The following is a 26,150-nucleotide window of genomic DNA, read 5'->3' on the forward strand; positions in this document are numbered from 1 at the left end:
TTTCCTGATTAGTGCCGCAACGAACGGAGCGAGGTCGGTTTGAGCTGATGGGCTTGCTTATTCAGGCGTGCGTAGACGGCGCGCCAGGTATCACGTTGATTGAGCAGCGATTCGACGCTACCGAGCACGCGATCCGCTTGAGGTGCACCCTGCAGACTCTGGGTAATCCAGAGATCGCCACTGCTGGATGCTCGCGCCAGTGCGCCCTGAAAGTGGGTCAGACTCGCAGCGCCGAGCCGCACCCAGCATTGCAGTTCGGTGTTGTGAGGTGAAGTTGAAGTAAGTTTGGCGCATACCAACACTCCACTACCTTGAAGGCTGACGACAATTTCATCTTGGCCTTCAATCAGGGTGATTTGTTCTTCGCCGCTCTTCAGCCAATGAATAATGAGGTCTTTCAAATCACTGAAAGCTCTCGATCGTTGTTTTGATCATTTCGTGTACAACCCGTCCTTGCTCCAGATAGGCAAAGTTGGAAAAGTCTTGTTTTATTATTAGGGCATAGAACGCATCAATATCTTCAGCTGTTGCAGGGTCCTGACCTGCCTGCTCGACTTTGTGGTTAGCGGTCCTGCTGTTTCTCGCAAGTCGAAGCGATAAGTCGCTGAAAGATCGCATGATGATTCCTCATTGTTTTTTGTATTGTGGTTTGTCGTAGCCAGTCAGTTCCATACACAAGAAACTATTTGATACGTGGTAAACCAATGAGGCGGCGCGCTTTTAGTTTTATCGGCTCTGCTTGAGAAACAGGTCGAGCATCGAGTGCCAGTTGATAAGGAAATCTCCCTCATCTGTCCTTAATGTCAGGGTCTGAGGGGGCACAGTGGCGTCTGGTTGTAGCCTCCAGAGTGTCGCCCCGTGAGAAACGAGGTTCCGCTTTACGCACTCGAATTCGTTTGGGCAGCAGAGCAGCGTCGCGTTGACCTGCGGTATTTGACTGGCCAGCAGCTGCTTTATAAGAGCGCTTAGGCGCTGTGGCTCGACAGTTTCGTCACAAATGCACCTGATGGCTTGGTTAATGACCAAGGTCGCGCGGTGTTCAAGACTTGCGAGTATTTCCTCACGCTCTTGTTCCCAGCATTTGAGTTGCTTATCGGCGCGTTGCCAGATTTCCACTGAAGCTTTTTCCTGCATGGCCTCACATTGTTCACTCGCTTTTCTTATAAGCTCGTCAGCCTTCGCTTGTGCTTGCACCAAGTGCTGATTGGCAATTTCGACATCTACGAGCGCTTCTCGGGGAACCAAGGGGGTTGGAACGCAGGCAGCGTTCTGGTGTAACTCGATTTTGCGCAGTTGGAGCATTATCGGTCGCCTGGTGCGTGCGTATCAGGACGTGTGTCATGGTCAGACGTTGATGTGACTCGCCAAACCACGGCTTGCCAGAGTGTGATCAATCGGCTGCACGCGTTTTCGAATACGGGAGATCTTTTTTCCACTGCGAGCACTCGCTCAAAAGGAAAGCGTAATCTAAGCCGCTGCCAGACGGTGGGCGCTACCCAATTGCACAGTAATTGCAAAGGGTCATCTTCGGGCAGAAGCATGTCAGGTGAGAGGGCTTTGGAGAGGCTCCTGCACCATTGGTCATGGCTTTCGCTCAAGGAAGGTGCGGATTGGGGAATGACGGTCAGGTGAACCAATTGGAGCGCCAAGTTGAGTTGTTCCGTTGAGGCAATTGCCAGTCGAAGCACGGCAAACTGAGGTTGGGGAGGCAAGCAGGGGGCGGCACCTGCAAGTTCGTTCTTCATCAAGGCCTCACAGCAATGAATCAAAGCAATCTCAGGGTAAAAAAACCGCCAGCTTTCGTGGGCGGTTCTCCAAGGAAATGCCCACCATTGAGCCCAAGCCAGATGTTCACTCCTTGATAGAGAATGGTTAATGACCACGCGCAGAACCTTCAGTTACGTCAGGCGCAGGTATTACCTGCTTCGACCGCTGCCGCCGGTTTAACAGGAACAATGTTCCGGCCACCGTCAAAATCAAACCACCCAGCAAAATGATGAGGCTGGTCGACCAAAAACTGCGGTCATCTGCCGGGATCAGGAACGGTCCGAAGTAGACCAGTCGCCTTTGTCCCTGGTAAGCCGTAGCGGGCACGAATATGACGGTAAGTTTTTGCGGGTTGTCCACTGCTGTCGTCATTCCCGGAATACTGCTTGCGACCATTTTGCGAACACGGGCTCGGATATTATCGGGATCAAGGCGAGGATCGTGTTTGATGAACACGGAGGCGGATGCAGGCTGCACCGGTTCTCCAGGCGCAATGCGCTCGGGAAGCACCACATGCACCCGGGCAACGATCACACCATCGATGTTCGAGAGGGTGGCTTCAAGTTCCTGGGATAAGGCGTAGATGTAGCGGGCGCGCTCTTCCAGCGGTGTAGAAATTACGCCCTCCTTCCGAAACGTATCGCCTAGTGTGGCGCGAGCGAGTCTGGGCAGGCCTACGGCCTCCAAAGTGCGAACAGCTCGGCCTAGGTCGCTTGTATCGACACTTACCGTTACCCCATCCTTGGCAGGAATTTTTTGAGCTCGAATATGTTTGTCTGCCAGTTCTGCAATAACTTCATTGGCCTCTTGTTCGGAGAGTTGTCGATGCAATTCGACACGGTCACCGCAACCACTCAACATAAAAAGAAAGGTGAGCGCCACCAGGGTTAACCGCGGGAAGCGTCTGTTTGCTACTGCAGGTTGCATATTTTGTCGACGCACTGGGTTGCTTTGCCGAGGGTTTTTACTAGCAAATGTGACATGAGCAATGCGTTAGAAAGATCATCCGGGTACTTACGTAACGCGTCCCTGTCGGTATTTTTGCTAAGTCTACTGAGGTCTCGTGTTATTTTGTTTTTTGTTGTTTCGAGCGCCGCTGCTGCATTTGTCAGCACATTCATCGTCTCGAGTGGTGCTGCTACAGGCCCTGTCGAAATAGAACGTTCAAGTTGGGAAGTAAAAAAGTCCGCATCAGTACTTGATGGTGAACGATCAGACGCTTGAACGGCGCGTATAAGGCCGGTAGGCGCGATTGAGCTATTGTTTTCCACAAGCATGGGTAACCTCGATAAGTGAGTGATGGGGTTTTACGCTGGCTTGAAGTACCCGCTCAATACGAGAAGCGCCTCCTCGGCTGGTGAGCCGAGGAGGTACTTGCATTAACGCCTTTTACCAGCAGCCTCTTTAACGTTGGTATCTTGCTGGGCGTCGTTGCTCAACCTCAATCCGTCAGCCTGTATCTTCTTCGTCCGCTCGCTCTCTGCGTTAAGGGCGGGGTTTCCGGCGGTGTCGCCGGCACCGTAGTAGGATGAATAGGGGGAATTGCCGTTAATTGGATTCATAGATCTTCTCCACTTCGCTAGTTGAAAAATATCGCGTTGCACAGTCCCCATGTTTTTTGCATCGATTTACAACATGATGTCTGGCACTAACTGTGTGGCAGCCGGTAGTTAAGTGGTTCCCATCATTTACAAAAAACCTAACGTTCCCAGAAGGTGTCTGATGCGCGAGCGTTTTCAACATCCGTTCAGCCAATCCTAAGTTGTTTCATTCGGTAGTAAAGTGTGCGTTTGGCAACCCTTAACTCAACCGCTGCCAGATCCACATTGCCATTGTGCCGACGCAGTGATTCTTCAATCAGTGATTTCTCGATACGTTGTAAGCGTTCTTTGAGGCCTGCTTCAGATGCCTCATGGTCCTTTCCCTTTACCGACAGCGGAGGAAGCCCCAATACAAAGCGTTTAGCGGTGGAGCTCAGTTCGCGAACGTTGCCGGGCCAGGTATGGCATAACAACTGTTGAAACAAGGAGTTTGGAGGTTGGGGGGAGGGGCATCTAAAAGATTCTGCTTGTTGTCGGATCATGGTCAAAAAAAGCGGGATTATTCGATCTCGGCACTCTCGCAACGACGGGAGCTGGATGTTGACGACACTCAAACGAAAATACAGGTCGCGCCGGAAAGTCCCTCGCTCGACCATTTCATACAACGATCGCTGGGCCGATGCGATGACTCGCATGTCTACCGGGATGAATCGAGTTGAGCCCAGGCGCTCTACGCCACGTGACTCCAGTGTCCGAAGTAGCTTGGCTTGTAAAGACAGCGGCATGCTGTCGATTTCATCCAGATACAGGGTGCCCAAGTGTGCAGCTTCGATAAAGCCCGCCCTGGACTGCACGGCGCCGGTGTACGCACCGCTATTGACGCCGAACAATTGGCTTTCCGCGAGCGTCTCTGGAATGGCCGCACAGTTCACAGGAATGAAGCTACCCCGTCGGCCTGATAAACGATGAATTCGCCGTGCCAGGGTATCCTTGCCGGTGCCGGTTTCTCCCAGCAACAGAATGTCAATGTTGAGCGGGGCAATGCTGCTCAACATATTTTCAATATCAGGGCCTTCAAGCAGTGAACTATCTGCGTCATTATCCATATGGTCGGGGGCCGACATTGAGTGATTACTCCATAATCGCTACTGCTTCACTATTGATGTGTAGGCTCAGCCTAGTAAATCGAAATTTATAAGCGTTGTCACTTGTCATTGATGAAGTCAGATGCCGGTGTTGCGTAGGATAAGTTTGTGTTTAACTTGGATTTGATGTGCTGTAACAAGAAAAGAATAAAGTGTGTAGGGTAATTCTGAAAAAAATCGGGAATTTAGTAAAAATGTTTTTGACCGGGTGATCTGTCGCCCACAAAAAAGCCGATGCAATACATCGGCTTTTTAGTTGCGGCGTGTACGGCAGTTGATACTTACACGTTGAACCTGAAGTGCATCACATCACCATCCTTGACGATATACTCCTTACCTTCCAAACGCCACTTACCCGCTTCCTTGGCCCCCGCTTCACCCTTGTACTGAATGAAGTCGTTGTAAGCGATCACCTCAGCACGGATAAAGCCTTTCTCGAAATCGGTGTGGATCACGCCAGCAGCCTGTGGCGCGGTAGCGCCGACCTTCACGGTCCAGGCGCGCACTTCTTCTACACCGGCAGTGAAGTAGGTCTGCAGGTGCAGCATTTCGTAACCGGCGCGGATCACGCGGTTCAGGCCAGGCTCTTCCAGGCCCAGGGCCTCGAGGAACATGTCTTTTTCTTCGCCATCGTCCAGCTCGGCGATTTCCGCTTCGATCTTGTTGCACACCGGCACAACGATCGCGCCTTCTTCGTCGGCGATGGCCTTGACCACGTCGAGCAGCGGATTGTTTTCGAAGCCGTCTTCAGCAACGTTGGCGATGTACATCACCGGCTTGGTGGTCAGCAGGTGGAAGCCCTTGATCACCGCTTTTTCGTCGGTGCTCATGTTCTTCATCAAGCTGCGCGCAGGCTTGCCTTCGGTGAAGTGAGCGATCAACTGCTCCAGCAGGCCTTTCTGGACCACTGCATCCTTGTCGCCGCCCTTGGCGTTACGCGCGACTTTCTGCAGTTGCTTCTCGCAGCTGTCGAGGTCGGCGAAGATCAGTTCCAGGTCGATGATCTCGATGTCGCGCTTGGGGTCGACGCTGTTGGAGACGTGAATCACGTTCTCGTCTTCAAAGCAGCGGACCACGTGGGCGATGGCATCGGTCTCACGGATGTTGGCGAGGAACTTGTTGCCCAGGCCTTCACCTTTCGAGGCTCCGGCGACCAGGCCGGCGATGTCGACGAATTCCATGGTAGTCGGCAGGATGCGCTTGGGGTTCACGATGGCCGCCAACGCCGCCAGGCGCGGGTCAGGCATGGCCACGATGCCGCTGTTAGGCTCGATGGTGCAGAAGGGGAAGTTCTCCGCTGCAATACCGGACTTGGTCAGGGCGTTGAACAGGGTGGATTTGCCGACGTTGGGCAGGCCGACGATGCCGCAATTGAATCCCATGGTGTTTCCCCTCGGTAAAAGTCAGGCCTTCTGGCTGTGCAGGTTTTTCATCGCACGGTTCCATTCACCGGCGAAGATATCCGGCAGCACGCCGAGGGCAAAATCGATGCTGGCATCGAGTTTTTCCTGTTCGGCGCGTGGCGCACGACCCAGGACGAAATTTGAAACCATACTGGCAACGCCTGGGTGGCCAATGCCGAGCCGCAGACGGTAGAAATTATTCTGATTACCCAACTGCGCGATGATGTCGCGCAGACCATTGTGCCCGCCATGCCCGCCGCCCAACTTGAGTTTGGCAACGCCGGGTGGCAGGTCCAGTTCGTCATGGGCCACCAGGATCTCTTCGGGTTTGATCCGGAAAAATCCCGCAAGCGCCGCGACAGCCTGGCCGCTGCGGTTCATGTAGGTGGTGGGAATCAGCAGACGAACATCCTGACCCTGGTGCGAGAAGCGCCCGGTCAGGCCAAAATATTTGCGATCGGCCACAAGATTGAGGCCTTGGGCGTGGGCGATACGCTCAACAAAAAGGGCCCCCGCGTTATGCCGGGTCTGTTCGTATTCGGCGCCTGGATTTCCCAGGCCAACGATCAGTTTTATGGCAGTCACGACAGGGGCCCTTCCTTTGGAGTTGTGGATAACATCGCCAGACTTGAGTGCGGCGAAAGTGGACAACATTACATCATTTACTCAAGAGTAAACGCCGCGTTATCGCCCGCTTTCTCGCTACGTTTCGGTCCGCGATGTTTCCTCAAGCTCCTTCGTTACAGAGCGTATTACTCTGCAGCGGGTTCTTCAGCTTCATCTTCAGCTACAACACGTGGCGCGTGGACGTTGGCAACAGCCTTGTCGTCGTTGTGAGCCAGTGCAACGAACTCAACGCCTTTAGGCGCCTTGAGGTCGGAGAGGTGAATGATGGTGCCGATTTCAGCGTTCGACAGGTCGACTTCGATGAACTCAGGCAGGTCTTTCGGCAGGCAGCTGACTTCGATCTCGGTGGTGGTGTGGGAAACCACGCCGCCTTTCTTGACCGGAGCTTCTTCACCCACAAAGTGCACAGGCACGATAGCGGTCAGTTTCTGACCAGCAACAACGCGAACGAAGTCAGCGTGCATGATGAACTGCTTGGAAGGGTGACGCTGCATCGCTTTAACGATCACGTTCTGCTTGGCGCCATCGACGTTCAGTTCGATAACGTGGCTGTAGGCCGCTTCGTTTTCGAACAGCTTGGCGATTTCCTTGGCCAGAATGGTCACGGATTCAGCAGGCTTGTTGCCACCGTAGACAACGGCTGGGATATTGGCGGCGTGACGCAGGCGGCGGCTCGCACCTTTCCCCAGGTCAGTACGCGCTTGGGCGTTCAGAGTAAAATCGTTCATGTTGTATCTCCAAAATAGCCATCATCGAGGGGCGTTTGCGACCAGCGCCGAACTCGATATGGGCAAAAAAGCCCCGCCCCAGCGGAATGCTGGGGCGGGGCGCTTTTCGTCAGTGGGTGGTCCGCAGGTCTGACCCTTAGCGGAACATCGCGCTGATCGATTCTTCGTTGCTGATGCGGCGAACCGCTTCGGCAACTACCGGTGCGATATCCAGTTGACGGATACGCGAACAGGCTTGAGCTGCAGCGGACAACGGGATGGTGTTAGTCACCACCAGTTCGTCCAGCATGGAGTTCTCGATGTTTTCGATCGCTCGGCCCGAAAGCACAGGGTGTGTGCAGTAGGCGAAGACTTTTGCGGCACCGTGCTCTTTCAAGGCTTTCGCCGCATGGCACAGGGTGCCGGCGGTGTCGACCATGTCATCAACCAGAATACAGGTACGCCCTTCGACATCACCGATGATATGCATCACTTCAGAGTGATTGGCTTTCTCGCGGCGTTTGTCGATGATACCGAGGTCCACGCCCAGGGATTTGGCAACCGCTCGTGCACGCACGACGCCACCAATGTCCGGGGACACGATCATCAGGTTTTCAAAGCGCTGGTCTTCGATGTCATCCACCAGAACGGGGGAGCCGTAGATGTTATCTACTGGAATATCGAAGAATCCCTGGATCTGGTCAGCGTGCAGGTCAACCGTGAGCACACGGTCGATACCTACCACGGTCAGCATGTCAGCAACGACTTTCGCGCTGATGGCCACACGTGCGGAGCGCGGACGGCGATCCTGACGGGCATAACCAAAGTAAGGGATTACAGCTGTGATTCGAGTCGCTGAGGAGCGGCGGAAGGCATCAGCCATCACGACGAGTTCCATCAGGTTATCGTTGGTCGGAGCGCAGGTCGGCTGGATAATGAAGACGTCTTTACCGCGGACATTTTCATTGATCTCGGCTGTAATTTCGCCGTCGGAGAATTTACCGACAGAGATGTCACCGAGAGGGATATGCAGCTGACGTACGACACGTCGAGCCAGATCGGGGTTGGCATTCCCCGTAAAGACCATCATCTTGGACACGCGCAGTACCTAGAGGCTGAGGGTAACCTGGATGAGTATTAGAAAATGGCAGGGGCGGCTGGATTCGAACCAACGCATGGCAGGATCAAAACCTGCTGCCTTACCGCTTGGCGACGCCCCTGTATCTGTTGCAACGAGTGCCTAACACTCGATTCCTTTTAGAGCAGACTTTGCAGCTTGCGATGCAACATCGAAACGTTGCTTCCCTTTGCTACAAACCCTGTAAGGGTCTCTGTAAGAAGGGCCGAGACTTTATCAGCTTCAGCTTTGCTTGGGAAGCCCCCAAACACACAACTTCCAGTTCCGGTTAATTTTGCTTCGGTAAATTTACCTAACAAATTCAAAGCGTTACGTACCTCTGGATAACGCCTTGCTACAACCGGTAAGCAGTCATTTCGACTGTTTCCCTTGGGAACGGGGCGCACTTTAATGGGAGAAGAGTTACGTGTCAACAACGGATCTGAAAAAATTTCTGCTGTACTTACAGATACTTGCGGCACAAGCACGAGATACCACGGCTCCTCGGGGTCTACAGGGGTCAGTTTTTCCCCCACACCCTCAGCAAATGCGGCATGCCCACGCACGAAAACCGGGACGTCAGCACCTAGCGTGAGGCCCAGCGCAGCCAGGCGATCCTGGTCCCAGCCCAATTGCCACAAGTGGTTGAGCCCGAGCAATGTGGTCGCGGCGTTTGAGCTGCCCCCACCGATACCGCCGCCCATGGGCAGGACTTTATCGATCCAGATATCGATGCCGAGTGGGCAGCCGGATTGCTGCTGAAGATTTTTCGCCGCTTTCACGATCAGGTTGCTGTCGTGGGGCACGCCTGCGAATTCGGTGTGCAGCTTGATCGCGCCATCGTCGCGCACGGCGAAGGTCAGTTCATCGCCGTAGTCGAGAAATTGAAACAGCGTCTGCAACTCGTGGTAGCCGTCTTCACGACGGCCCAGGATATGCAGCATCAGATTGAGTTTGGCGGGGGAGGGCAGTGTGAGTTTTGCGACTGTCACGTTATTGCCCCAGCTTGCGCGGTTGCCAGTCCTTGATCACCAGCGTGACGTCAAGGTCGGTGCCGTGCAGCTTGATGCGCTCGGGTAGCCAGTAACCGTTCTGTTGCACGTAGCTCAGGTACTCGACCTGCCAGCCATCCTGCGCCAGGGAGGCCAGGCGACTGTCGCCGTTGAGGCTCAAGCGGCTTTTGCTGTCCGGTGCCGGCAGGCCGCGCACCCACCACACCAGGTGCGAGACCGGCAGTTTCCAGCCGATCTGCTGCTCCAGCAGTTCTTCCGGGGAGCTCGCTTCGTAGCGGCCCTGGTTGGCCACTTCAAGGCTCACTTGCCCGGGTCGGCCGGTCAGGCGGGCCGCACCGCGACCCAGCGGGCCAGACAGGCGAATATCGTAGTAGTCCTGGCGCTGCAGCCAGAACAAGGTGCCGCTGCCGGAGTCCTTCGGCGCGCGCACCCCGACCTTGCCTTCGATCTGCCAGCCGTCGATGCTGCTGAGCTGGTCCTTGTGCTGTTGCCATTGTGCCGGGTTGCCCTGGCCTTCAACGGATTCGCGGGAACCAACACCCGCGCAACCGGCGAGCAGGGCGATGAAACTGAAAACGATAACGTGGCGCAAAAACATAAGCTTATAGGGTCTCGGATCCGGTCAGGCGCTTGATGGTGCTGCGCAGGATAGGGCTTTCGGGTTGTTCCTTGAGGAATTTTTCCCAGATCTGTCGCGCTTCGCGTTGCTTGCCATTGGCCCACAACACTTCGCCCAGGTGAGCGGCGACTTCATGGTCGGGGAAGCGCTCCAGGGCCTGGCGCAGCAAGCGCTCGGCCTCGTCGAGGTTGCCCAGGCGATAATTGACCCAGCCCAGGCTGTCGAGCACGGCCGGGTCTTCCGGGTTGAGCTTGTGCGCCTGTTCGATCAGCGTCTTGGCTTCGGCGTAGCGCGTGGTGCGGTCGGACAAGGTATAACCCAAGGCGTTGAGGGCCATGGCGTTGTCCGGGTCGCGCTTGATGATCAGGCGCAGGTCTTTTTCCATCTGCGCCAGGTCATTGCGTTTTTCCGCCTGCATGGCGCGGGTGTAGAGCAGGTTCAGGTCGTCGGGGTATTGCAGCAACGCCTGTTGCAGCAATTTCCAGGCGCGTTCGCCCTGGTTGTTGGCCGACAAGGTTTCGGCCTGGATCAGGTACAGCTGGATCGCGTAGTCCGGTTCGGCATCGCGGGCCGCGGCCAGGCGTTTCTCCGCTTCGTCCGTGCGGCCGTTGCTCATCAGGATATCGGCCTGGCGCAACTGGGCCGGCAGGTAGTCATTGCCCGGGCCGACCTGGGCATACTCAAGCAGAGCCGCCTGCGGGTCGTTGCGCTCTTCAGCGATGCGGCCCAGGTTCAGGTGCGCCGAGTCCACATGGCTTTCGCGTGCGACCAGCTCTTCCAGGTAGCCCTTGGCCTCGTCCCAGGCCTTGGCTTCCAGGCACACCAGCGCGAGGGAGTAGCGCAGTTCGTCGTCGTCCGGGTATTGCTGGACCAGGTTGGCAAACTGCACTTTGGCGTCTTCCATGCGGTCCTGCTCAACCAGCATCCGCGCGTAAGTCAGGCGCAGGCGCTTGTCGTCTGGATACTTCTTGATACTTTTTTCCAGCAGCGGAATCGCTTCCTTGCCGCGGTTGAGGTTCTGCAACAGGCGTGCGCGCAGCAGGATCGGTGCGATCTCACCCTCTTCCGGCGGGTTCTGCTCCAGCAGCTTGAGGGCGGCGTCGGCTTCATCATCCTGTTGCAGCAGCAGGGCTTTGCCGAAAATCAGCTGGCTGTTCTTCGGATGTTTTTGCAGCAGGCGGTCGAAACTCTTCATCAGGCCATTGCGCGTGTCCTGGTCGGTATCGGCAGCCGACAGTGCCAGGAAGTCGAAATGCGTGTCGCCCTTGCCCTGCAAGACTTTTTCCATATAGACCATGGAGTCGTCATAGCGCCCGGCGCGTGCCAGCTGCACGGCGGCCGCACGTTGAGCCTCCAGGTCGTCCGGGGCGTTTTTCGCCCAGATCAACGAGGCGTCCAGCGCGGCCTGGTCTGCACCCAGGTACTCCGCGATGCGGAACGCACGCTCCGAGATACCGGGGTCCTGGGTATTGATGGCCTGGGTGACGTAGTTGTCCAGGGCAATATCGAAGCGATTACGCTGGCCGGCCAGTTCTGCGGTCAGCAGGCTGTAGACCGTTTCTTCGCTGAACGAGGAATAAACCTTGGGCTTTTCAGGGGCGGGGGTGCTGTCTTCCACCGGCGGTGCAGCGTCCGGCGACACGGGTGCCATAGCCTGGCAGCCGCTGAGGAAGACAAAAGCAAGGAGCAACGCGGAAGATCTATTCATATAGGAAGAGGACGACTAACCTGCGGTCGGATCATCATGACACAAGCCTTCGGCCAAACATAACCGGGGCACTCGGAATACGACTATTGCTGCCTTTTGCCTTTCCTTTGTAGGAGCGAGCTTGCTCGCGAAAAAACTGAGAGCGGCGCTGAGCCCCAGGCTTCCCGCGTTATCGTTGACGATTTTCGCGAGCAAGCTCGCTCCTACAAAGTGGCATTGATAGGCATAAGGTATAGGGACAATAGACGACGGTGGTTGTTCTGGATCTTTCGAAGTAGGACAATTGTCGGCTTCCCGACATCATCAGCGATAATGAATGGCCTTCCTCGCACTCGGTATTAACCACAAGACTGCCTCAGTAGACGTGCGCGAGCGCGTGGCGTTTACGCCGGAGCAGTTGGTTGAGGCCTTGCAGCAGCTCTGCCGGCTCACCGACAGTCGCGAAGCTGCGATCCTTTCGACCTGCAATCGCAGCGAGCTTTATATAGAGCAGGAGCATCTCTCGGCGGATGTCGTCCTGCGCTGGCTGGCCGATTATCACCATTTGGACCTCGACGACCTGCGCGCCAGCGCTTATGTGCATGAAGAGGATGCGGCCGTTCGTCACATGATGCGCGTGGCGGCCGGTCTCGACTCGCTGGTGTTGGGCGAGCCGCAGATTCTTGGCCAGATGAAGTCAGCCTATGCCGTGGCTCGCGAGGCCGGCACTGTCGGCCCGCTGCTGGGGCGTCTGTTCCAGGCCACGTTCAACTCCGCCAAGCAAGTACGCACCGATACGGCCATCGGCGAGAATCCGGTGTCCGTGGCGTTTGCCGCCGTCAGCCTGGCCAAGCAGATTTTCAGCGACCTGCAGCGCAGCCAGGCGCTGCTGATCGGTGCTGGCGAAACCATTACTCTGGTCGCTCGTCACCTGCATGAGCTGGGCGTGAAGCGTATCGTGGTGGCCAACCGCACGCTTGAGCGCGCGAGCATCCTTGCCGAGCAGTTTGGCGCGCATGCCGTGCTGCTGTCGGACATCCCGGCTGAGCTGGTGCGCAGCGACATCGTCATCAGCTCCACCGCCAGCCAATTGCCGATCCTGGGCAAAGGCGCGGTCGAAAGCGCGTTGAAGCTGCGCAAGCACAAGCCGATTTTTATGGTGGATATCGCTGTTCCCCGGGATATCGAGCCTGAAGTCGGCGAGTTGGACGACGTTTACCTCTATAGCGTCGACGATTTGCACGAAGTGGTCGCCGAAAACCTCAAGAGTCGCCAGGGTGCTGCCCAGGCCGCCGAGGAAATGGTCAGCATCGGCGCTGAGGATTTCATGGTGCGCCTGCGCGAGCTGGCGGCGGTGGATGTGCTCAAGGCGTATCGTCAGCAGGGCGAACGCCTGCGCGATGAGGAACTGATCAAGGCCCAGCGCCTGTTGGCCAATGGCAGCAGCGCCGAAGACGTGTTGATGCAGCTGGCCCGTGGCCTGACCAACAAGCTGCTCCACGCCCCCAGCGTACAATTGAAAAAGCTTACTGCCGAAGGCCGCCTCGATGCGCTGGCCATGGCCCAGGAACTCTTTGCCCTCGGTGAGGGCGCGTCAGATAGCTCTTCGGATAAAAAACTGCAATGAAAGCGTCACTGCTCAATAAACTGGATGTGCTCCAGGACCGTTTCGAAGAACTGACCGCCTTGCTCGGCGATGGCGAAGTCATCTCCGATCAAACCAAATTCCGCGCCTATTCCAAGGAATACGCCGACGTTGAACCGGTCGTGACCACCTACAAAAACCTGCTGAAAGTGCAGGCCGACCTTGAGGGCGCCCAGGCGCTGCTCAAGGACAACGACCCGGACATGCGCGAAATGGCTGTGGAAGAAGTGCGCGAGGCCAAGGAAAAACTCGCTGAACTGGAAGGCGACCTGCAACGGATGTTGCTGCCCAAAGACCCTAACGATGGGCGCAACGTGTTCCTCGAAATCCGTGCCGGCACCGGCGGCGACGAAGCGGCGATCTTCTCCGGCGACCTGTTTCGCATGTACTCGCGTTATGCCGAGCGGCGCGGCTGGCGTGTGGAAATCCTGTCCGAGAACGAAGGTGAGCACGGCGGCTATAAAGAAGTCATCGCGCGGGTCGAAGGCGACAACGTCTACGGCAAGCTCAAGTTCGAGTCCGGCGCGCACCGTGTGCAGCGCGTCCCGGCGACGGAGTCCCAAGGCCGTATCCATACGTCGGCCTGTACCGTGGCAGTGTTGCCCGAGCCGGACGAGCAGGAAGCGATCGAGATCAACCCGGCGGACTTGCGCGTCGACACCTACCGCTCATCGGGCGCGGGCGGCCAGCACGTCAACAAGACCGACTCGGCGATCCGTATCACCCACTTGCCGTCGGGCATCGTGGTGGAATGCCAGGAAGAGCGTTCCCAGCACAAGAACCGCGCGCGGGCGATGTCCTGGCTGTCGGCCAAGTTGAATGACCAGCAGACCAGCGCCGCCGCCAATGCAATTGCCAGCGAGCGCAAGTTGCTGGTGGGTTCGGGCGACCGCTCCGAACGCATCCGCACCTACAATTTTGCCCAGGGCCGGGTCACCGACCATCGGGTCAACCTCACCCTGTATTCCCTGGATGAAATCCTTGCCGGTGGCGTTGACGCGGTGATCGAGCCGCTGCTCGCCGAATACCAGGCCGATCAATTGGCGGCGATAGGTGAGTAAATGACCATTATTGCCAGCCTGTTGCGCGCCGCCGACCTGCCCGACTCGCCCACCGCGCGCCTGGATGCCGAATTGCTGCTGGCCGCTGCCCTGGGCAAGTCCCGCAGCTATTTGCACACCTGGCCGGAAAAGATCGTCAGCAGCGAGCACGCCCTGACCTTTGCCGACTACCTGCAGCGCCGTCGTGGTGGTGAACCGGTGGCCTATATCCTCGGCCAGCAAGGCTTCTGGAAGCTGGACCTGGAAGTCGCCCCCCACACGCTGATCCCGCGTCCGGATACGGAGCTGCTGGTGGAAGCCGCCCTTGAACTGTTGCCGGCCATTCCCGCCAAGGTCCTGGACCTGGGCACCGGCAGCGGTGCCATTGCCCTGGCCCTGGCCAGTGAGCGTCCGATGTGGCAGGTCACGGCCGTCGACCGCGTACTGGAGGCTGTGGCCCTGGCCGAGCGCAACCGCCAGCGGCTGCATCTCAATAATGCGGTGGTGCTCAACAGCCATTGGTTCGGCGCGCTGCAAGGCCATACCTATGACCTGATCATCAGCAACCCGCCGTATATCGCCGCCAACGACCCGCACCTGGCCGCGGGCGATGTGCGTTTCGAGCCGGCCAGCGCACTGGTGGCCGGCCATGACGGGCTCGACGACCTGCGCCTGATCATTCGACAGGCTCCGGCCTACTTGAATGCCGGTGGCCGTCTGTTGCTGGAACATGGCTACGACCAGGCCTCGGCCGTGCGTGACCTGCTGCTCAGTGAAGGCTTTGAAGAGGTGCACAGCCGTATCGACCTCGGCGGCCACGAACGCATCACCCTGGGACGCCGCTCGTGCTGAGTGACCACGAGCTGTTGCGCTACAGCCGACAGATTCTGTTGCAGCAGGTCGACATCGACGGCCAGTTGCGCCTGAAAAACAGCCGCGCGTTGATCGTCGGCCTGGGAGGGCTGGGGGCGCCGGTCGCGCTGTACCTGGCCGCCGCTGGGGTCGGCGAGTTGCATCTGGCGGATTTCGACAGCGTCGATCTGACCAACCTGCAACGCCAGATTATCCATGACACCGACAGCGTCGGGCAGACCAAGGTTGATTCGGCCATGCGTCGGCTGGGCGCCATCAATCCCGAAGTCACACTGCTCGCCCACCGCGCCGCGCTGGATGTCGACTCGTTGGCGGCGGCGGTTGCGGCGGTGGACGTGGTACTCGATTGCAGCGACAACTTTTCCACCCGCGAAGCGGTCAATGCCGCGTGTGTTGTCGCCGGCAAACCGTTGGTCAGTGGCGCGGCGATTCGCCTTGAAGGGCAGTTGTCGGTCTTCGACCCACGGCGCCCCGAAAGCCCGTGCTACCACTGCTTGTACGGGCACGGCAGTGACACCGAACTGAGCTGCAGCGAAGCCGGCGTCATCGGCCCGCTGGTGGGGCTGGTCGGCAGCCTGCAAGCGTTGGAGGCCTTGAAACTGCTGGCCGGGTTTGGTGAGCCGCTGGTGGGGCGCTTGTTGCTGATCGATGCGTTGACTACGCGGTTGCGTGAGCTGCGCGTCAAGCGTGACCCGGGTTGCAGCGTGTGCGGGACGCACCATGCTTAAGGACGCGCCCGTCGGTGTGTTCGATTCCGGGGTCGGCGGCCTGTCGGTACTGGACGAAATCCAACGGTTATTGCCCCATGAGTCACTGTTGTACGTGGCCGATTGCGGGCATATCCCCTATGGCGAGAAAACCCCGGCCTTCATCCGCGAGCGCTCGCGCCTGGTCGCCGAGTTTTTTCGCGGGCAGGGCGCCAAGGCGTTCGTGATTGCGTGCAACACTGCGACGGTTGCCGCCGTTGCCGATTTGCGCCAGGACTACCCCGGTTGGCCCTTGGTCGGCATGGAGCCTGCGGTAAAACCGGCGGCCGCCGCGACGCGCAGTGGCGTGGTCGGCGTGCTGGCCACCACCGGCACCCTGCAAAGCGCCAAGTTCGCCGCCTTGCTCGACCGCTTCGCCACTGACGTGCGGGTGATTACCCAGCCATGTCCGGGCCTGGTGGAGCTGATTGAAACCGGCGACCTGAACAGCCCGGCCCTGCGCCAGTTATTGCAGGGCTATATCGAACCGCTGCTCAGCGCCGGCTGCGACACCATCATCCTCGGCTGCACCCACTATCCCTTCCTCAAGCCACTGCTGGCGCAGATGCTGCCCGCGAGCATCATCCTGATCGACACCGGTGCCGCCGTCGCGCGCCAGCTCAAGCGTCTACTGGGCGAGCGGGACTTGCTGGCCGGCGGCGCACCCCTGACTGCGCAGTTCTGGACCAGCGGCGATGTGTATCACCTCAGAAATATCCTACCAACACTTTGGAAATATCCCGGAGTTGTGCGAAGCTTCGCCTCGTGAAAATTTCGTGAAATCTCGCTGAACTTCTGGCTCTATGCTGGCTTCTATTACGAGATGGCCTGTAAATAATCAATAACTTCGTTCGCAAAGGTAGTTTCTATGAAGCGCTTGTTCTGTATGGCTGCTATTGCGGCTGTGATGGTGGGACACTCTATTACCACCCAGGCCGCCGGCCTGGAGTTCGGGCTGGGCAGCACCAGCGATTCAACGCTGACCTACCGTCTGGGCCTGACCTCCGATTGGGACAAAAGCTGGATGCAGAGCAATGTCGGTCGCCTGACGGGCTACTGGAGCGGCGCTTATACGTATTGGGAAGGTGATGACCGTGCAGGCGCCAGCAGCCTGTCGTTCTCGCCCGTGTTTGTGTATGAGTTTGCCGGGGAATCGGTCAAGCCATACATCGAGGCCGGGATCGGGGTGGCGTTGTTCTCCCGCACCAAGCTGGAAGATAACAACATCGGCCAGTCCTTTCAGTTCGAAGACCGCCTGGGTTTCGGCCTGCGGTTTGCCGGCGGGCATGAAGTGGGTATTCGTGCCACGCATTATTCCAACGCCGGGATCAGCAGCAATAACGATGGGGTAGAGAGCTACGCGCTGCACTACACCATGCCGCTGTAAAAGAACACTGAAAAACCAATGTGGGAGGGGGCTTGCCCCCGATGGCAGAGTGTCAGTCAATAGATGTACAACTGACCCACCGCTATCGGGGGCAAGCCCCCTCCCACATTTGGATCTGTACTCATTTGAATATCAACGGTAGACCGTGGCAATCCCTGCACGCTCTTCAAGGCACTCCGGCGCCCCCATCTCGAATTCCCGGCATATCAACGGCCTGAGCTCATAGATCGTGCACATCATCGTGTCCCGGTCCAACGCCGCACACCAGCCATCATCCAGGCGCAGCATCACTTCGCCGCCCCAGTCATCGGTGTCGATATAGCGCTGCGGCACGCCGGTGTCGGTGATCAGCATGACTTCCAGCTGGCAGCAGCAGGCCGCGCACGTCGAGCAGGTGACGGCGGGTTCGGTGATCTGGATGTGAGGGATGTGGGTCATAGGGCGGCAGCTTCAAGCTTTAAGCGGCAAGCTGCAAGCAGAAGCCGACCGGCTTCATCTTTTAAGCGTTGTTGGGAGTTCGCCACGTGTGGCTGCCGCTGCCAGCAGCGGGAAAACCACGGCCCAGAGTACCGCCAGTCCGACCATTGTAGGGCCCAGGCCATAGCCGAACTGCACGCCAGCCAGTTGACTGCCGGCGTAATATGACAGCGGCCCACCCACCGCGCCCAACAGTGCAGCGCGCCACCAGGGGCGGGCGCTCCAGGCCAGGCAATGGCGCAAGGTGGTGGCCAGCAAGGCCCACAGCAGCATCAGCCAGAATGGAATCAACGGCCCCGGCTCGCTGAAGTGAAAAACCCCGAGGGTGCGCAATAGCGTGTCGAGCAACGTGCCGGCGAGTGTCACGCCGATGATCAGCGTGCCTTCATCGGTCAATGAGCTGATCCACAGCAAATGGACGAGCAGTACCGCCAACCCTACCAGCAACCACAGGCTGTCGCCGCCGAGCACACAGGCAAACCAGCCGCATTGAAACAGCGCGGCGTTGGCCAGGGATTTAAGCACTGAAGCGCCCGAGCAACGGCGGGTTGATGGCTGCCGGCTTGGCCAGCAGCAACTGCGCGGTACCGATCGTGCGCTCCATGAAACCGCCTTCGCAGTAGCACAGGTAGAATTCCCACAAGCGCAGGAAGTACTCGTCGTAGCCAAGCTCGGCGAGGCGGCCATGGGCGCGGCGAAAGTTCTCATGCCAAAGGCGCAGGGTGCGCGCGTAGTGCAGCCCGAAATCCTCCATGTGCAGCAGGTTCATGTCGGTGTCGCGGCAGACGATCTGCAGCATGTTCTGCACGCTGGGCAGGGCGCCGCCGGGAAAGATGTAGCGCTGGATAAAGTCGACGCTGTTCCTGGCCTGCTCATAACGTTGTTCGCGGATGGTGATGGCTTGCAGCAGCATCAGGCCGTCGGGTTTGAGCAGATGCGCGCACTGTTTGAAATACGTGGGCAGGAAGCGATGGCCCACCGCTTCGATCATTTCGATGGACACCAGCTTGTCGTATTTACCGCTCAGGTCGCGGTAGTCCTGCAGCAACAATGTCACCTGCGCTTGCAGGCCCGCCGCTTCGATGCGCTGCGCGGTGTAGGCGAACTGTTCCCGGGACAGGGTCGTGGTGGTGACCTTGCAACCATAATGCTGCGCCGCATACAGCGCCATGCTGCCCCACCCGGTGCCGATTTCCAGCAGATGGTCGGTAGGCTTGAGCGACAGTTTCTGGCAGATGCGCTCCAGCTTGTTCAGTTGCGCTTGTTCCAGGGTGTCGTCGGCGCTGAGAAATTGCGCCGCCGAATACATCATGGTCGGGTCGAGAAACTCCTCGAACAGCTCGTTGCCCAGGTCGTAGTGGGCTGCGATGTTTTTCTGCGAGCCCTTGCGTGTATTGCGATTGAGCCAATGCAGGCCCTGGGTGAACGGTCGCGCCAGGCGGGCCAGGCCGCCCTCCATGGCATCGAGCACCTCCAGGTTGCTGACCATCACACGCACCACGGCGGTCAGGTCCGGGCTGCTCCAGTAGCCGTGGATAAACGCTTCGCCGGCACCGATCGAACCGTTGGCAGCCACCAGGCCCCACACCGCCGAGTCCAGGATCTGGATTTCCCCCAACAGGTGCGCTTCCCGTGCGCCGAACACGTGTCGCTCGCCATCCTCGACGATCACCAATTGGCCGTGGCGCAATTGGCCGAGTTGGCGCAGCACGCCCTTGCGCAGCAGCGCAGCGGTCATGCCATTGACGTTCAGACGATGGGTCTTGACCGATAAGCTAGGGGATTTCATGACGGCGATCCTTGGTGTACCCGACGGCGGTGCTGGAGGCGCCATCGGCGGCCCGGTGGGAAAAAATCGGGGTGCGTTTGAGCAACAGGCGCAAGGCCTGCCAGTAAATCGCCAGGCAGGTCTTGGCGGTCATCCAGGGAAAGCGCCATAAATAGCGATGCAGGCTGGCGCGGTTCAGGGTTTCTTTTTGCAGGCTCAAGGTGGCGTCGAAGACTTTCTGCGCGCCTTGCCAATCGGCCATGTGCACGCCGAGCCTGGCGGCGGGCGGGCTGAAGCTCATGCGGTATTCCAGGTCGCGCGGCAGGAAGGGCGACACATGGAACGCCTTGGCCACGGCGAAGTGCTGGTGTTCATCGGCGCCCAGCGCCTGGGCCGGCAATACGTAGTGATAACGCTCGCGCCACGGGGTGTTGGTGACTTCGCACAGGATCGCCGCCAGTTGCCCGTCGGCTTCGAAGCAATAGAAGAAGCTCACCGGATTGAATGCCAGGCCCCAGCTGCGGGCCTGGGTCAGCAGGCAGATAGGGCCTTGTGGCGTGCGCCCCAGGGCGTTGCCGACTTCATGGCGCACCGCATCGCTCAAGGACATGCCGTGGCGGGTGAACTCGCGCAGGTAATCCTGCTGGCGAAAGCCGAAGGGCGCCAGGCGACTGCTGCCTGCCAGGGGCGAGAGCCCGAGCACGGCGTCCTGTTCGCTGAGGTCCAGGTACAGCAGGCCGATGCGGTAGCGAAAGGCATGGGCCTTGGGCGCAAACCGGCGATGGGCGATCCAGCCGCTGTACAGGGCGCTGTTCACAGGGTTTCCCCGAACGCCTGGGCCACGCGCAGCGCGCTGACCACGCCGTCTTCATGGAAACCGTTGGCCCAATAGGCGCCGCAGTAGAACGTGTTGCGCGCGCCGTGCAATTCTTCCCAGCGCGCCTGCGCGGCCACCGCCGCCAGGCTGTATTGCGGATGGGCGTAGGTGTAGCGCGCCAGGATCTTCAGCGGGTTGATCATCGATGTCTGGTTGAGGCTTACGCAAAAGGTGGTGGCGCTGTCGATGCCTTGCAGGATGTTCATGTCATAAGTGACGGCGGCCTGCTGCTGTTGATTGCCGCCCAGCCGGTAATTCCAACTGGCCCAGGCCAGCGTGCGGTCGGGCAGCAGTCGCGTGTCGGTGTGCAGTACCACGTCGTTGTCGGCATAGGGCAGGGCGCCGAGGATCTGCTGTTCGGCCTCGCTGGGGTCGGCGAGCAATGCCAGGGCCTGGTCGCTGTGGCAGGCGAACACCACGCGGTCGAACGTCTCGCGGCCGACCGGGCTGTGGATAACCACGCCGGCGTCTGTGCGTTGCACGTTATGCACAGGACAGTTGAGGCGTATCTGTTCGCGAAAGCTGCGGGTCAAGGGTTCTATATAGCTGCTGGAGCCCCCTTCAATCACGCACCATTGCGGCCGGTTGCTCACCGAAAGCAGGCCATGATTCTTGAAAAAACGCACGAAGAACTGCAACGGGAACTTGAGCATGTCGGCCAACGACATCGACCAGATCGCCGCGCCCATCGGCACGATGTAATGTCGGATAAACCGCGGGCCATAGCCGCCGGCGTCGAGATAGTCGCCCAGGGTCATGTCGGCATTGATGCGCTGCTCTTGCAGATCCAGCGGCGCCTGGCGGTTGAAGCGCAGGATATCGCGCAGCATGCCCCAGAACCCCGGCGACAGAATGTTGCGGCGCTGGGCAAACAGGCTGTTGAGGTTGTTGCCGTTGTATTCCAATCCCGTACTTTGGTCGCACACCGAAAAACTCATTTCGGTGGGTTTGAACGTGACCCCGATCTGCCCCAGCAGGCGGATAAAGTTCGGGTAGGTCCAGTCGTTGAACACGATGAAACCGGTGTCCACCGCATAGCGCTTGCCTTCGACCGTCACGTTGGCGGTATGGGTATGCCCGCCCAGGCAGTCGCCCGCTTCGAACAGCGTGATGTCATGGCGACGACTGAGCAGGTAGGCGCTGGTCAGCCCGGCGATACCGCTGCCGATAATGGCAATCTTCACAGGTCGTCCTTTTGCGGCGGCGGGCTGCGCAACATGCGTTTGCCGATGATCAGTTGTGCGCGGTTAGGCAGCTTCGACAACGGCCACAGGGTGGCGATGAACAAGGCCGGAAAGGCGATCTCCAGGGGGCGCTTTTCCAGCTTGGCGAAGATATGTCTGGCGGCCTTGTCGGCCGGCCAGCTCAGGGGCATGGGGAAATCATTGCGCTCGGTCAGCGGCGTGTCGACAAACCCCGGGCTGATCACCGTGACGTCGATGTTTTCGGGCGACAGGCTGATGCGCAGAGACTCGAACAAATAGCGCAGCCCCGCTTTCGAGGCGCCATAGGCTTCAGCGCGGGGCATGGGCAGGTAGGTCACGGCGCTGGCCACGCCCACCAGGTGCGGCGTACGGCCGGCACGCAACAACGGCAGTGCCGCTTCGATGCAATAACTGCTGGCCAGCAGGTTGGTGCGCACCACATGTTCGATGATCGACGCATCGAATTGCCTGGCGTCGACATATTCACAGGTGCCGGCGTTGAGGATCACCGTATCCAGCGAACCCCAGACCGCGCTGATTCGCTCACCGATTTCGCGCACGGTCTGGCTGTTGGTCAGGTCGCCGGCCACCACCAGCACTTGCCCCGGGTAACGCTGGGCGAGCGCTTCCAGCGGGCCCTTGGTGCGGGAACTGAGCGCCACATGGGCGCCACTGTTGAGCAACTCCACGGCGAGCGCGGCACCGATGCCGCTGCTGGCGCCGGTCAACCAATAGCGGCGGGGCAGTGTCAGGCTCATCCCATTCTCCTTTTCAGCCAACTGATGACGCCGCCGAGGACCGGCAGGTGTTCGTAAAGCAGAGCCCCGGCATCGAAATAATCGCGATGTCGGTAAACCTTGGCGCGCCACATCAAGTGGGAACAACCCAGCACCCTGATCAGCTCGCCACCAGCCAGGCGCGGGTGACGAAAGTTCATGGTCCAGCGCAGGTAGCCTTCGCCTTCGACCGTTTGGTCGAAGCCGTGGAAGTCAAAGCTCAGCTGGTTGACGTTGCTGTACAGCTGCGCGAAGTAACGATGCAGCTCGGGCAGGCCGTGGACTTCATGCAGCGGGTCGGCAAACACGATGTCGTCGCTGTACAGGCTGTCGAGCAGATGCAGGTTGTGCTTGTCCAGCGTGGCAAAGGTGTGGCCGAAATGGCGCAGGAAGTCACTCATGGTCGGCCATCGCCTGACGCGAAGGCAGGCTGCGAAAGGCAGCAAGGGCACGCTCGCGGGATTTCTTCAGGTCGACAATGGCGCGCGGGTAGTCGGCCACGCCGAACAAGCCGCCAGCGGCTTCGGGGTTGTGCACCTCTTTTTTATTCAGCGCGGCCAGTTCCGGCAGCCAGTGCTTGATGAACAGACCTTCGCTGTCGAATTTTTCCGACTGGCTCAGCGGGCTGAAAATCCGGAAATATGGCGCCGAGTCGGTGCCCGTCGAGGAACTCCACTGCCAGCCACCGTTGTTGGCCGCCAGGTCGCCGTCGATCAGGTGTCGCATGAAGAAGCGCTCGCCCTCGCGCCAGTCGATGAGCAGGTTCTTGGTCAGGAACATAGCCACCACCATGCGCAGGCGGTTGTGCATCCAGCCGGTTTCCAGCAGTTGGCGCATGGCCGCATCGATGATCGGCAAGCCGGTGCGCGCTTGTTGCCAGGCGGCCAGGTCCTTGGGCGCGTCGCGCCAGGCCACGGCTTCGGTTTCCGGGCGGAACGCCCGGTGGCGGGAGACGCGCGGGTAGCCCACCAGGATATGTTTGTAGAATTCGCGCCACAGCAGTTCGTTGATCCAGGTGATCGTGCCGATGTCACCGTTTTCGAACTCGCCCTGGTTGGACTGCAACGCGGCGTGCAGGCACTGGCGCGGCGACACCACCCCGGCGGCAAGGTAGGCGGACAACTGGCTGGTGCCGGGCTTGGCGGGAAAGTCGCGCTCATCCTTGTAATAGCTGATCTGCTCATCGGCGAAGGCGTCGAGGCGCCGGCGTGCTTCGTTTTCACCGGCGGGCCAGAGGGCGCGCAAGGTTTCACTGGGTGGCGCGAACCCTTTAACGGTGGTGGGGATGGCATCGCTTTGCAGGTCGAGCCTGGCCTGGGCCTTTGGGCTTTCCACCAGGCGCGGTAAAGCACTGTGCAGACGGGTGTAACAGACCTTGCGGAACTGGCTGAACACTTGAAAGTAGGTGCCGGACTTGGTCAACACGCTGCCCGGCTGGAAAAACAACTGGTCGAGGTAGCTGTGGAAGGTCACGCCGTCTGCTTCCAGCGCCTGGGCCACGGCGCGGTCGCGACGGCTCTCGTGGATACCGTATTCCTCGTTGACGTGCACCGACTCTACCTTGAGCTCCCGGCATAGCTGGCTCAATACGCCTGGCGCCTGGTCCCAGGTGTCGGCGTGGCGGATCAGCAGCGGGATGTTCACGTCTGCGAGCGCCTGCTCTAACGCGTGCAGGTTGCGCAGCCAGAAATCGACCTTGCACGGCGCATCATCGTGGGCCAGCCATTGTTGCGGGGTGATCAGGTAAACGGCCGCGACCGGGCCTCGCTGGCTGGCGGCAGTCAGGGCGGTGTTGTCGTGAAGGCGCAGGTCGGTGCGCAGCCAGATCAAGTGCATTTAGACGATTCCACGCTGGATCAATATCTGGTGGGCCGCCAACGGGTCTTCGGCGACGAACAACTCGGGGATGTCACGGGTTAATACGGCCAACTCAGCGTGGTGGATGCAGACCGTCGGTCCGGCAATCAATATCGGGCAACGGATGCCTGCCAGCAGTTTTGTGAGTGCCGCGACCTGCAGCGCCTTGCTGGAATACAGCAGTACCGCGCGCGGTTGCAGATGCTCCACCGCCAGCGCCAATTCGCCGGCGGGCAGCGGCCAGTCGAACACCTCTACCGGGCAGTCGGCGCTGCTGGCCAGCCAGGCGCTGAGCCACAGGTGCGGCTCCAGGGGCAAGTCGGAGTGGTTGACCAGCAGCAGCGGGGCGCCGTGGACTTGCCGGTTGTTGTGGTAAATGCGCGCGCCGAACTTGCTGCGCAACCAGGACAGGAAAAATACCCGCTCCATCTGCGCGCCGAACTGACCCTGCCATTTCTGTTCCAGCTCGCTGAGCAGTGGCAGCATCAATTGCTCGCACAAGGTGCGTGGCGGGTAGAGCGCCATGGCCTGATTGAAGGCATCGTCGACCCGACGTTCAGCCAGCTCAGCGATGGCCGTCAGCAAGGTTTGGCGCAAGGTGTGCCATTCGTTTTCCATCGGTTCGGGGGAGGCTTGGGCGGAGTCGATCAAGCCTTTTACCTGGCTGACAGGCACGCCGCGATTGAGCCAGGTGAGGATGGCATGGATGTGTTGCACGTGGTCGGCGCTGAACAAGCGATGCCCCTTGGGCGTGCGCTGGGGCACGATCAGGCCGTAACGGCGCTCCCAGGCGCGCAGGGTCACGGCATTGACGCCGGTCTGGCGCGCCACCTCGCGGATCGGCAGCCAGCCGTTTTGCAGGGCTTGGGCGATGTCTTCGCCGGGTTCGTCTTGCAGGGCAGCTGTCATGGTTTAGATCGCATTGCGCAGGCTGAGGTTTTCCGGGTGCGGTTGCAGGTAGGCCTGCTGCGCAATGTAGCGGTCCGGGTGTTGACGAAAGTGGTGCTTGAGCAACGTGAGCGGCACCACCAGCGGCACGATGCCTTGGCGGTACTGGCTGATGACGGTTTGCATTTCCTGTTTGTCATCGGCGCTGATCGCCTGCTTGAGGTAGCCGCTGATGTGTTGCAGCACATTGGTGTGGGTGCCACGGGTAGCGCACTTGGTCAGGCCGGTCATCAGGTCGCTGAAGTAGCAACTGGCCAATTCGTCCAGGTGGGTGTCCTTGGTCATGCTGCCCAGCAGGTGGCCGAGGCTTTTGTAATGCGCCGGGCTGTGGGCCATCAACAAGTATTTGTAGCGCGAATGGAAGGCCAGCAGGCGGTGACGCGTCAGGCCTTCGGCGAGCAATCCTTGCCAGCTGGCGTAGACGAATACGCGGGTGAGGAAATTTTCGCGCAACACCGGATCATTCAGGCGACCGTCCTCTTCCACCGGCAGATTGGGGTGGCGCGCGCAGAACGCCTGGGCGTAGATGCCGCGCCCGCCGCCATCCACCGGGGCGCCGTTCTCCCGGTACACCTTGACCCGCTCCAGGCCACAGGAGGGCGACTTTTGCATAAAGATGTAGCCGCACAGGTCGGTGTGTTCGGCCGCCATCTGCTGGCCGTATTCATCCAGCGGCTGGGTCACGTTGAGTTCGCGGTGCACGGTGCCCACGGCCTGCGGGTTGGCCGCGTCGCCGACCAGGCGAATGGTTTCACGGGGGATGCCCAGGCCGATGGCGACTTCCGGGCACAGCGGCACGTAGTCGAAGTAGTCGGCCAGGGTCTGGGTGCACAGGAGGGATTGCTTATGCCCGCCGTTGAAACGCACGTTTTCGCCCAGCAGGCAGGCGCTGATGCCGATCTTGGGTTTCACGGAATGGGGCATG

30 protein-coding genes and 1 tRNA gene are annotated in these 26,150 nt (G+C 59.3%); 6 read left to right on the forward strand and 25 right to left on the reverse strand.

The genetic code is table 11. The features are described 5' to 3' along the window. Nucleotides 1-8: 8 nt before the first annotated feature. From BFQ04_RS09520 to BFQ04_RS09585, 15 genes are all read right to left on the reverse strand, one after another. Nucleotides 9-401 (reverse strand): type III secretion protein, encoded by a 393-nt coding sequence (locus tag BFQ04_RS09520; RefSeq protein ID WP_065950594.1) that lies wholly within the window; start codon nucleotides 399-401, stop codon nucleotides 9-11. A 1-nt stretch (nucleotide 402) separates the two neighbouring features. Then, nucleotides 403-618: a hypothetical protein gene (locus BFQ04_RS09525; RefSeq protein ID WP_065950595.1), complete on the reverse strand. Its 216-nt coding sequence runs from the start codon at nucleotides 616-618 to the stop codon at nucleotides 403-405. Between the two features lie 108 nt (nucleotides 619-726). Beyond that, a complete protein-coding gene (gene sctL / locus BFQ04_RS09530; RefSeq protein WP_065950596.1) occupies nucleotides 727-1,302 on the reverse strand; it encodes a type III secretion system stator protein SctL in 576 nt (191 codons plus the stop codon). A gap of 570 nt (nucleotides 1,303-1,872) precedes the next feature. Then, nucleotides 1,873-2,694: a type III secretion system inner membrane ring lipoprotein SctJ gene (gene sctJ, locus BFQ04_RS09535; RefSeq protein WP_065950597.1), complete on the reverse strand. Its 822-nt coding sequence runs from the start codon at nucleotides 2,692-2,694 to the stop codon at nucleotides 1,873-1,875. Then, complete coding sequence (locus BFQ04_RS29965; RefSeq protein ID WP_232790508.1) at nucleotides 2,679-3,044, reverse strand: type III secretion apparatus protein RspB; 366 nt, start codon at nucleotides 3,042-3,044, stop codon at nucleotides 2,679-2,681. Before BFQ04_RS29965 ends, sctJ begins: the two co-directional genes overlap by 16 nt. Nucleotides 3,045-3,146: 102 nt before the next feature. Further along, nucleotides 3,147-3,329, reverse strand: a complete 183-nt coding sequence (locus tag BFQ04_RS09540; protein ID WP_065950598.1) for a hypothetical protein — start codon at nucleotides 3,327-3,329, stop codon at nucleotides 3,147-3,149. A gap of 185 nt (nucleotides 3,330-3,514) precedes the next feature. Further along, nucleotides 3,515-4,432 (reverse strand): sigma 54-interacting transcriptional regulator, encoded by a 918-nt coding sequence (locus BFQ04_RS09545; RefSeq protein WP_065950599.1) that lies wholly within the window; start codon nucleotides 4,430-4,432, stop codon nucleotides 3,515-3,517. A 302-nt stretch (nucleotides 4,433-4,734) separates the two neighbouring features. Beyond that, complete coding sequence (ychF, locus tag BFQ04_RS09550) at nucleotides 4,735-5,835, reverse strand: redox-regulated ATPase YchF (protein WP_057725888.1); 1,101 nt, start codon at nucleotides 5,833-5,835, stop codon at nucleotides 4,735-4,737. Nucleotides 5,836-5,856: 21 nt separating this feature from the next. Continuing rightward, on the reverse strand, nucleotides 5,857-6,441 hold the full coding sequence (gene pth, locus BFQ04_RS09555; RefSeq protein ID WP_065950600.1) for an aminoacyl-tRNA hydrolase: 585 nt from the start codon (nucleotides 6,439-6,441) through the stop codon (nucleotides 5,857-5,859). A 167-nt stretch (nucleotides 6,442-6,608) separates the two neighbouring features. Further along, on the reverse strand, nucleotides 6,609-7,211 hold the full coding sequence (locus BFQ04_RS09560) for a 50S ribosomal protein L25/general stress protein Ctc (RefSeq protein ID WP_065888041.1): 603 nt from the start codon (nucleotides 7,209-7,211) through the stop codon (nucleotides 6,609-6,611). A gap of 136 nt (nucleotides 7,212-7,347) precedes the next feature. Beyond that, the gene (locus BFQ04_RS09565) at nucleotides 7,348-8,289 is read right to left on the reverse strand and encodes a ribose-phosphate pyrophosphokinase (RefSeq protein WP_003208392.1); all 942 of its coding nucleotides are present in this window, start codon (nucleotides 8,287-8,289) and stop codon (nucleotides 7,348-7,350) included. A 46-nt stretch (nucleotides 8,290-8,335) separates the two neighbouring features. Beyond that, nucleotides 8,336-8,410, reverse strand: a tRNA-Gln gene (locus tag BFQ04_RS09570). A gap of 37 nt (nucleotides 8,411-8,447) precedes the next feature. Further along, nucleotides 8,448-9,251, reverse strand: a complete 804-nt coding sequence (ispE, locus tag BFQ04_RS09575) for a 4-(cytidine 5'-diphospho)-2-C-methyl-D-erythritol kinase (protein WP_241669067.1) — start codon at nucleotides 9,249-9,251, stop codon at nucleotides 8,448-8,450. Between the two features lie 49 nt (nucleotides 9,252-9,300). Continuing rightward, entirely contained in the window at nucleotides 9,301-9,918 is a 618-nt protein-coding gene (lolB, locus tag BFQ04_RS09580) for a lipoprotein insertase outer membrane protein LolB (RefSeq protein ID WP_065950602.1), read from the reverse strand. A gap of 4 nt (nucleotides 9,919-9,922) precedes the next feature. Further along, nucleotides 9,923-11,647 (reverse strand): tetratricopeptide repeat protein, encoded by a 1,725-nt coding sequence (locus tag BFQ04_RS09585; RefSeq protein WP_065950603.1) that lies wholly within the window; start codon nucleotides 11,645-11,647, stop codon nucleotides 9,923-9,925. Nucleotides 11,648-11,963: 316 nt separating this feature from the next. Here BFQ04_RS09585 and hemA point away from each other — a divergent pair, with 316 nt between their 5' ends. The 6 genes from hemA to BFQ04_RS09615 all read left to right on the forward strand — a co-directional run bounded on the left by hemA (nucleotide 11,964) and on the right by BFQ04_RS09615 (nucleotide 17,317). Continuing rightward, entirely contained in the window at nucleotides 11,964-13,253 is a 1,290-nt protein-coding gene (gene hemA, locus BFQ04_RS09590; protein WP_065950604.1) for a glutamyl-tRNA reductase, read from the forward strand. Further along, the gene (gene prfA, locus BFQ04_RS09595; protein WP_065950605.1) at nucleotides 13,250-14,332 is read left to right on the forward strand and encodes a peptide chain release factor 1; all 1,083 of its coding nucleotides are present in this window, start codon (nucleotides 13,250-13,252) and stop codon (nucleotides 14,330-14,332) included. The genes hemA and prfA overlap by 4 nt, the downstream gene beginning before the upstream one ends. Next, on the forward strand, nucleotides 14,333-15,163 hold the full coding sequence (gene prmC / locus BFQ04_RS09600; protein WP_065950606.1) for a peptide chain release factor N(5)-glutamine methyltransferase: 831 nt from the start codon (nucleotides 14,333-14,335) through the stop codon (nucleotides 15,161-15,163). Further along, entirely contained in the window at nucleotides 15,157-15,912 is a 756-nt protein-coding gene (locus BFQ04_RS09605; protein WP_065950607.1) for a molybdopterin-synthase adenylyltransferase MoeB, read from the forward strand. Before prmC ends, BFQ04_RS09605 begins: the two co-directional genes overlap by 7 nt. Then, on the forward strand, nucleotides 15,905-16,699 hold the full coding sequence (gene murI, locus BFQ04_RS09610) for a glutamate racemase (RefSeq protein WP_065950608.1): 795 nt from the start codon (nucleotides 15,905-15,907) through the stop codon (nucleotides 16,697-16,699). Before BFQ04_RS09605 ends, murI begins: the two co-directional genes overlap by 8 nt. A gap of 99 nt (nucleotides 16,700-16,798) precedes the next feature. Continuing rightward, nucleotides 16,799-17,317: an acyloxyacyl hydrolase gene (locus BFQ04_RS09615; RefSeq protein ID WP_065888032.1), complete on the forward strand. Its 519-nt coding sequence runs from the start codon at nucleotides 16,799-16,801 to the stop codon at nucleotides 17,315-17,317. A 132-nt stretch (nucleotides 17,318-17,449) separates the two neighbouring features. Here the strand turns inward: BFQ04_RS09615 and BFQ04_RS09620 are convergent, their stop codons facing one another. Genes BFQ04_RS09620 through BFQ04_RS09665 form a run of 10 tightly spaced genes read right to left on the reverse strand, consistent with a single transcriptional unit; the run spans nucleotide 17,450 to nucleotide 26,149 of the window. After that, nucleotides 17,450-17,755 (reverse strand): YkgJ family cysteine cluster protein, encoded by a 306-nt coding sequence (locus BFQ04_RS09620; protein ID WP_065950609.1) that lies wholly within the window; start codon nucleotides 17,753-17,755, stop codon nucleotides 17,450-17,452. 54 nt (nucleotides 17,756-17,809) lie between these two features. Continuing rightward, nucleotides 17,810-18,319 (reverse strand): DUF2878 domain-containing protein, encoded by a 510-nt coding sequence (locus tag BFQ04_RS09625; RefSeq protein WP_065950610.1) that lies wholly within the window; start codon nucleotides 18,317-18,319, stop codon nucleotides 17,810-17,812. Further along, nucleotides 18,312-19,583: an SAM-dependent methyltransferase gene (locus tag BFQ04_RS09630; RefSeq protein WP_065950611.1), complete on the reverse strand. Its 1,272-nt coding sequence runs from the start codon at nucleotides 19,581-19,583 to the stop codon at nucleotides 18,312-18,314. Before BFQ04_RS09630 ends, BFQ04_RS09625 begins: the two co-directional genes overlap by 8 nt. Further along, on the reverse strand, nucleotides 19,570-20,379 hold the full coding sequence (locus BFQ04_RS09635) for a DUF1365 domain-containing protein (protein WP_065950612.1): 810 nt from the start codon (nucleotides 20,377-20,379) through the stop codon (nucleotides 19,570-19,572). Before BFQ04_RS09635 ends, BFQ04_RS09630 begins: the two co-directional genes overlap by 14 nt. Continuing rightward, the gene (locus BFQ04_RS09640; RefSeq protein ID WP_065950613.1) at nucleotides 20,376-21,623 is read right to left on the reverse strand and encodes an NAD(P)/FAD-dependent oxidoreductase; all 1,248 of its coding nucleotides are present in this window, start codon (nucleotides 21,621-21,623) and stop codon (nucleotides 20,376-20,378) included. The genes BFQ04_RS09635 and BFQ04_RS09640 overlap by 4 nt, the downstream gene beginning before the upstream one ends. Beyond that, nucleotides 21,620-22,402, reverse strand: coding sequence for an SDR family NAD(P)-dependent oxidoreductase (locus BFQ04_RS09645; RefSeq protein ID WP_065950614.1), 783 nt, complete (start codon nucleotides 22,400-22,402; stop codon nucleotides 21,620-21,622). Before BFQ04_RS09645 ends, BFQ04_RS09640 begins: the two co-directional genes overlap by 4 nt. Continuing rightward, entirely contained in the window at nucleotides 22,399-22,821 is a 423-nt protein-coding gene (locus BFQ04_RS09650) for a nuclear transport factor 2 family protein (RefSeq protein WP_065950615.1), read from the reverse strand. The genes BFQ04_RS09645 and BFQ04_RS09650 overlap by 4 nt, the downstream gene beginning before the upstream one ends. After that, a complete protein-coding gene (gene phrB / locus BFQ04_RS09655; protein ID WP_065950616.1) occupies nucleotides 22,814-24,256 on the reverse strand; it encodes a deoxyribodipyrimidine photo-lyase in 1,443 nt (480 codons plus the stop codon). The genes BFQ04_RS09650 and phrB overlap by 8 nt, the downstream gene beginning before the upstream one ends. Further along, nucleotides 24,257-25,186, reverse strand: a complete 930-nt coding sequence (locus tag BFQ04_RS09660) for a MerR family transcriptional regulator (RefSeq protein WP_065950617.1) — start codon at nucleotides 25,184-25,186, stop codon at nucleotides 24,257-24,259. A 3-nt stretch (nucleotides 25,187-25,189) separates the two neighbouring features. After that, nucleotides 25,190-26,149: a YbgA family protein gene (locus BFQ04_RS09665; protein ID WP_065950618.1), complete on the reverse strand. Its 960-nt coding sequence runs from the start codon at nucleotides 26,147-26,149 to the stop codon at nucleotides 25,190-25,192. Nucleotide 26,150: the final 1 nt, after the last annotated feature.

It is taken from the genome of Pseudomonas sp. 37 R 15, assembly GCF_900004865.1.
GTDB classification, from domain to species: Bacteria; Pseudomonadota; Gammaproteobacteria; order Pseudomonadales; family Pseudomonadaceae; genus Aquipseudomonas; species Aquipseudomonas fluorescens_AM.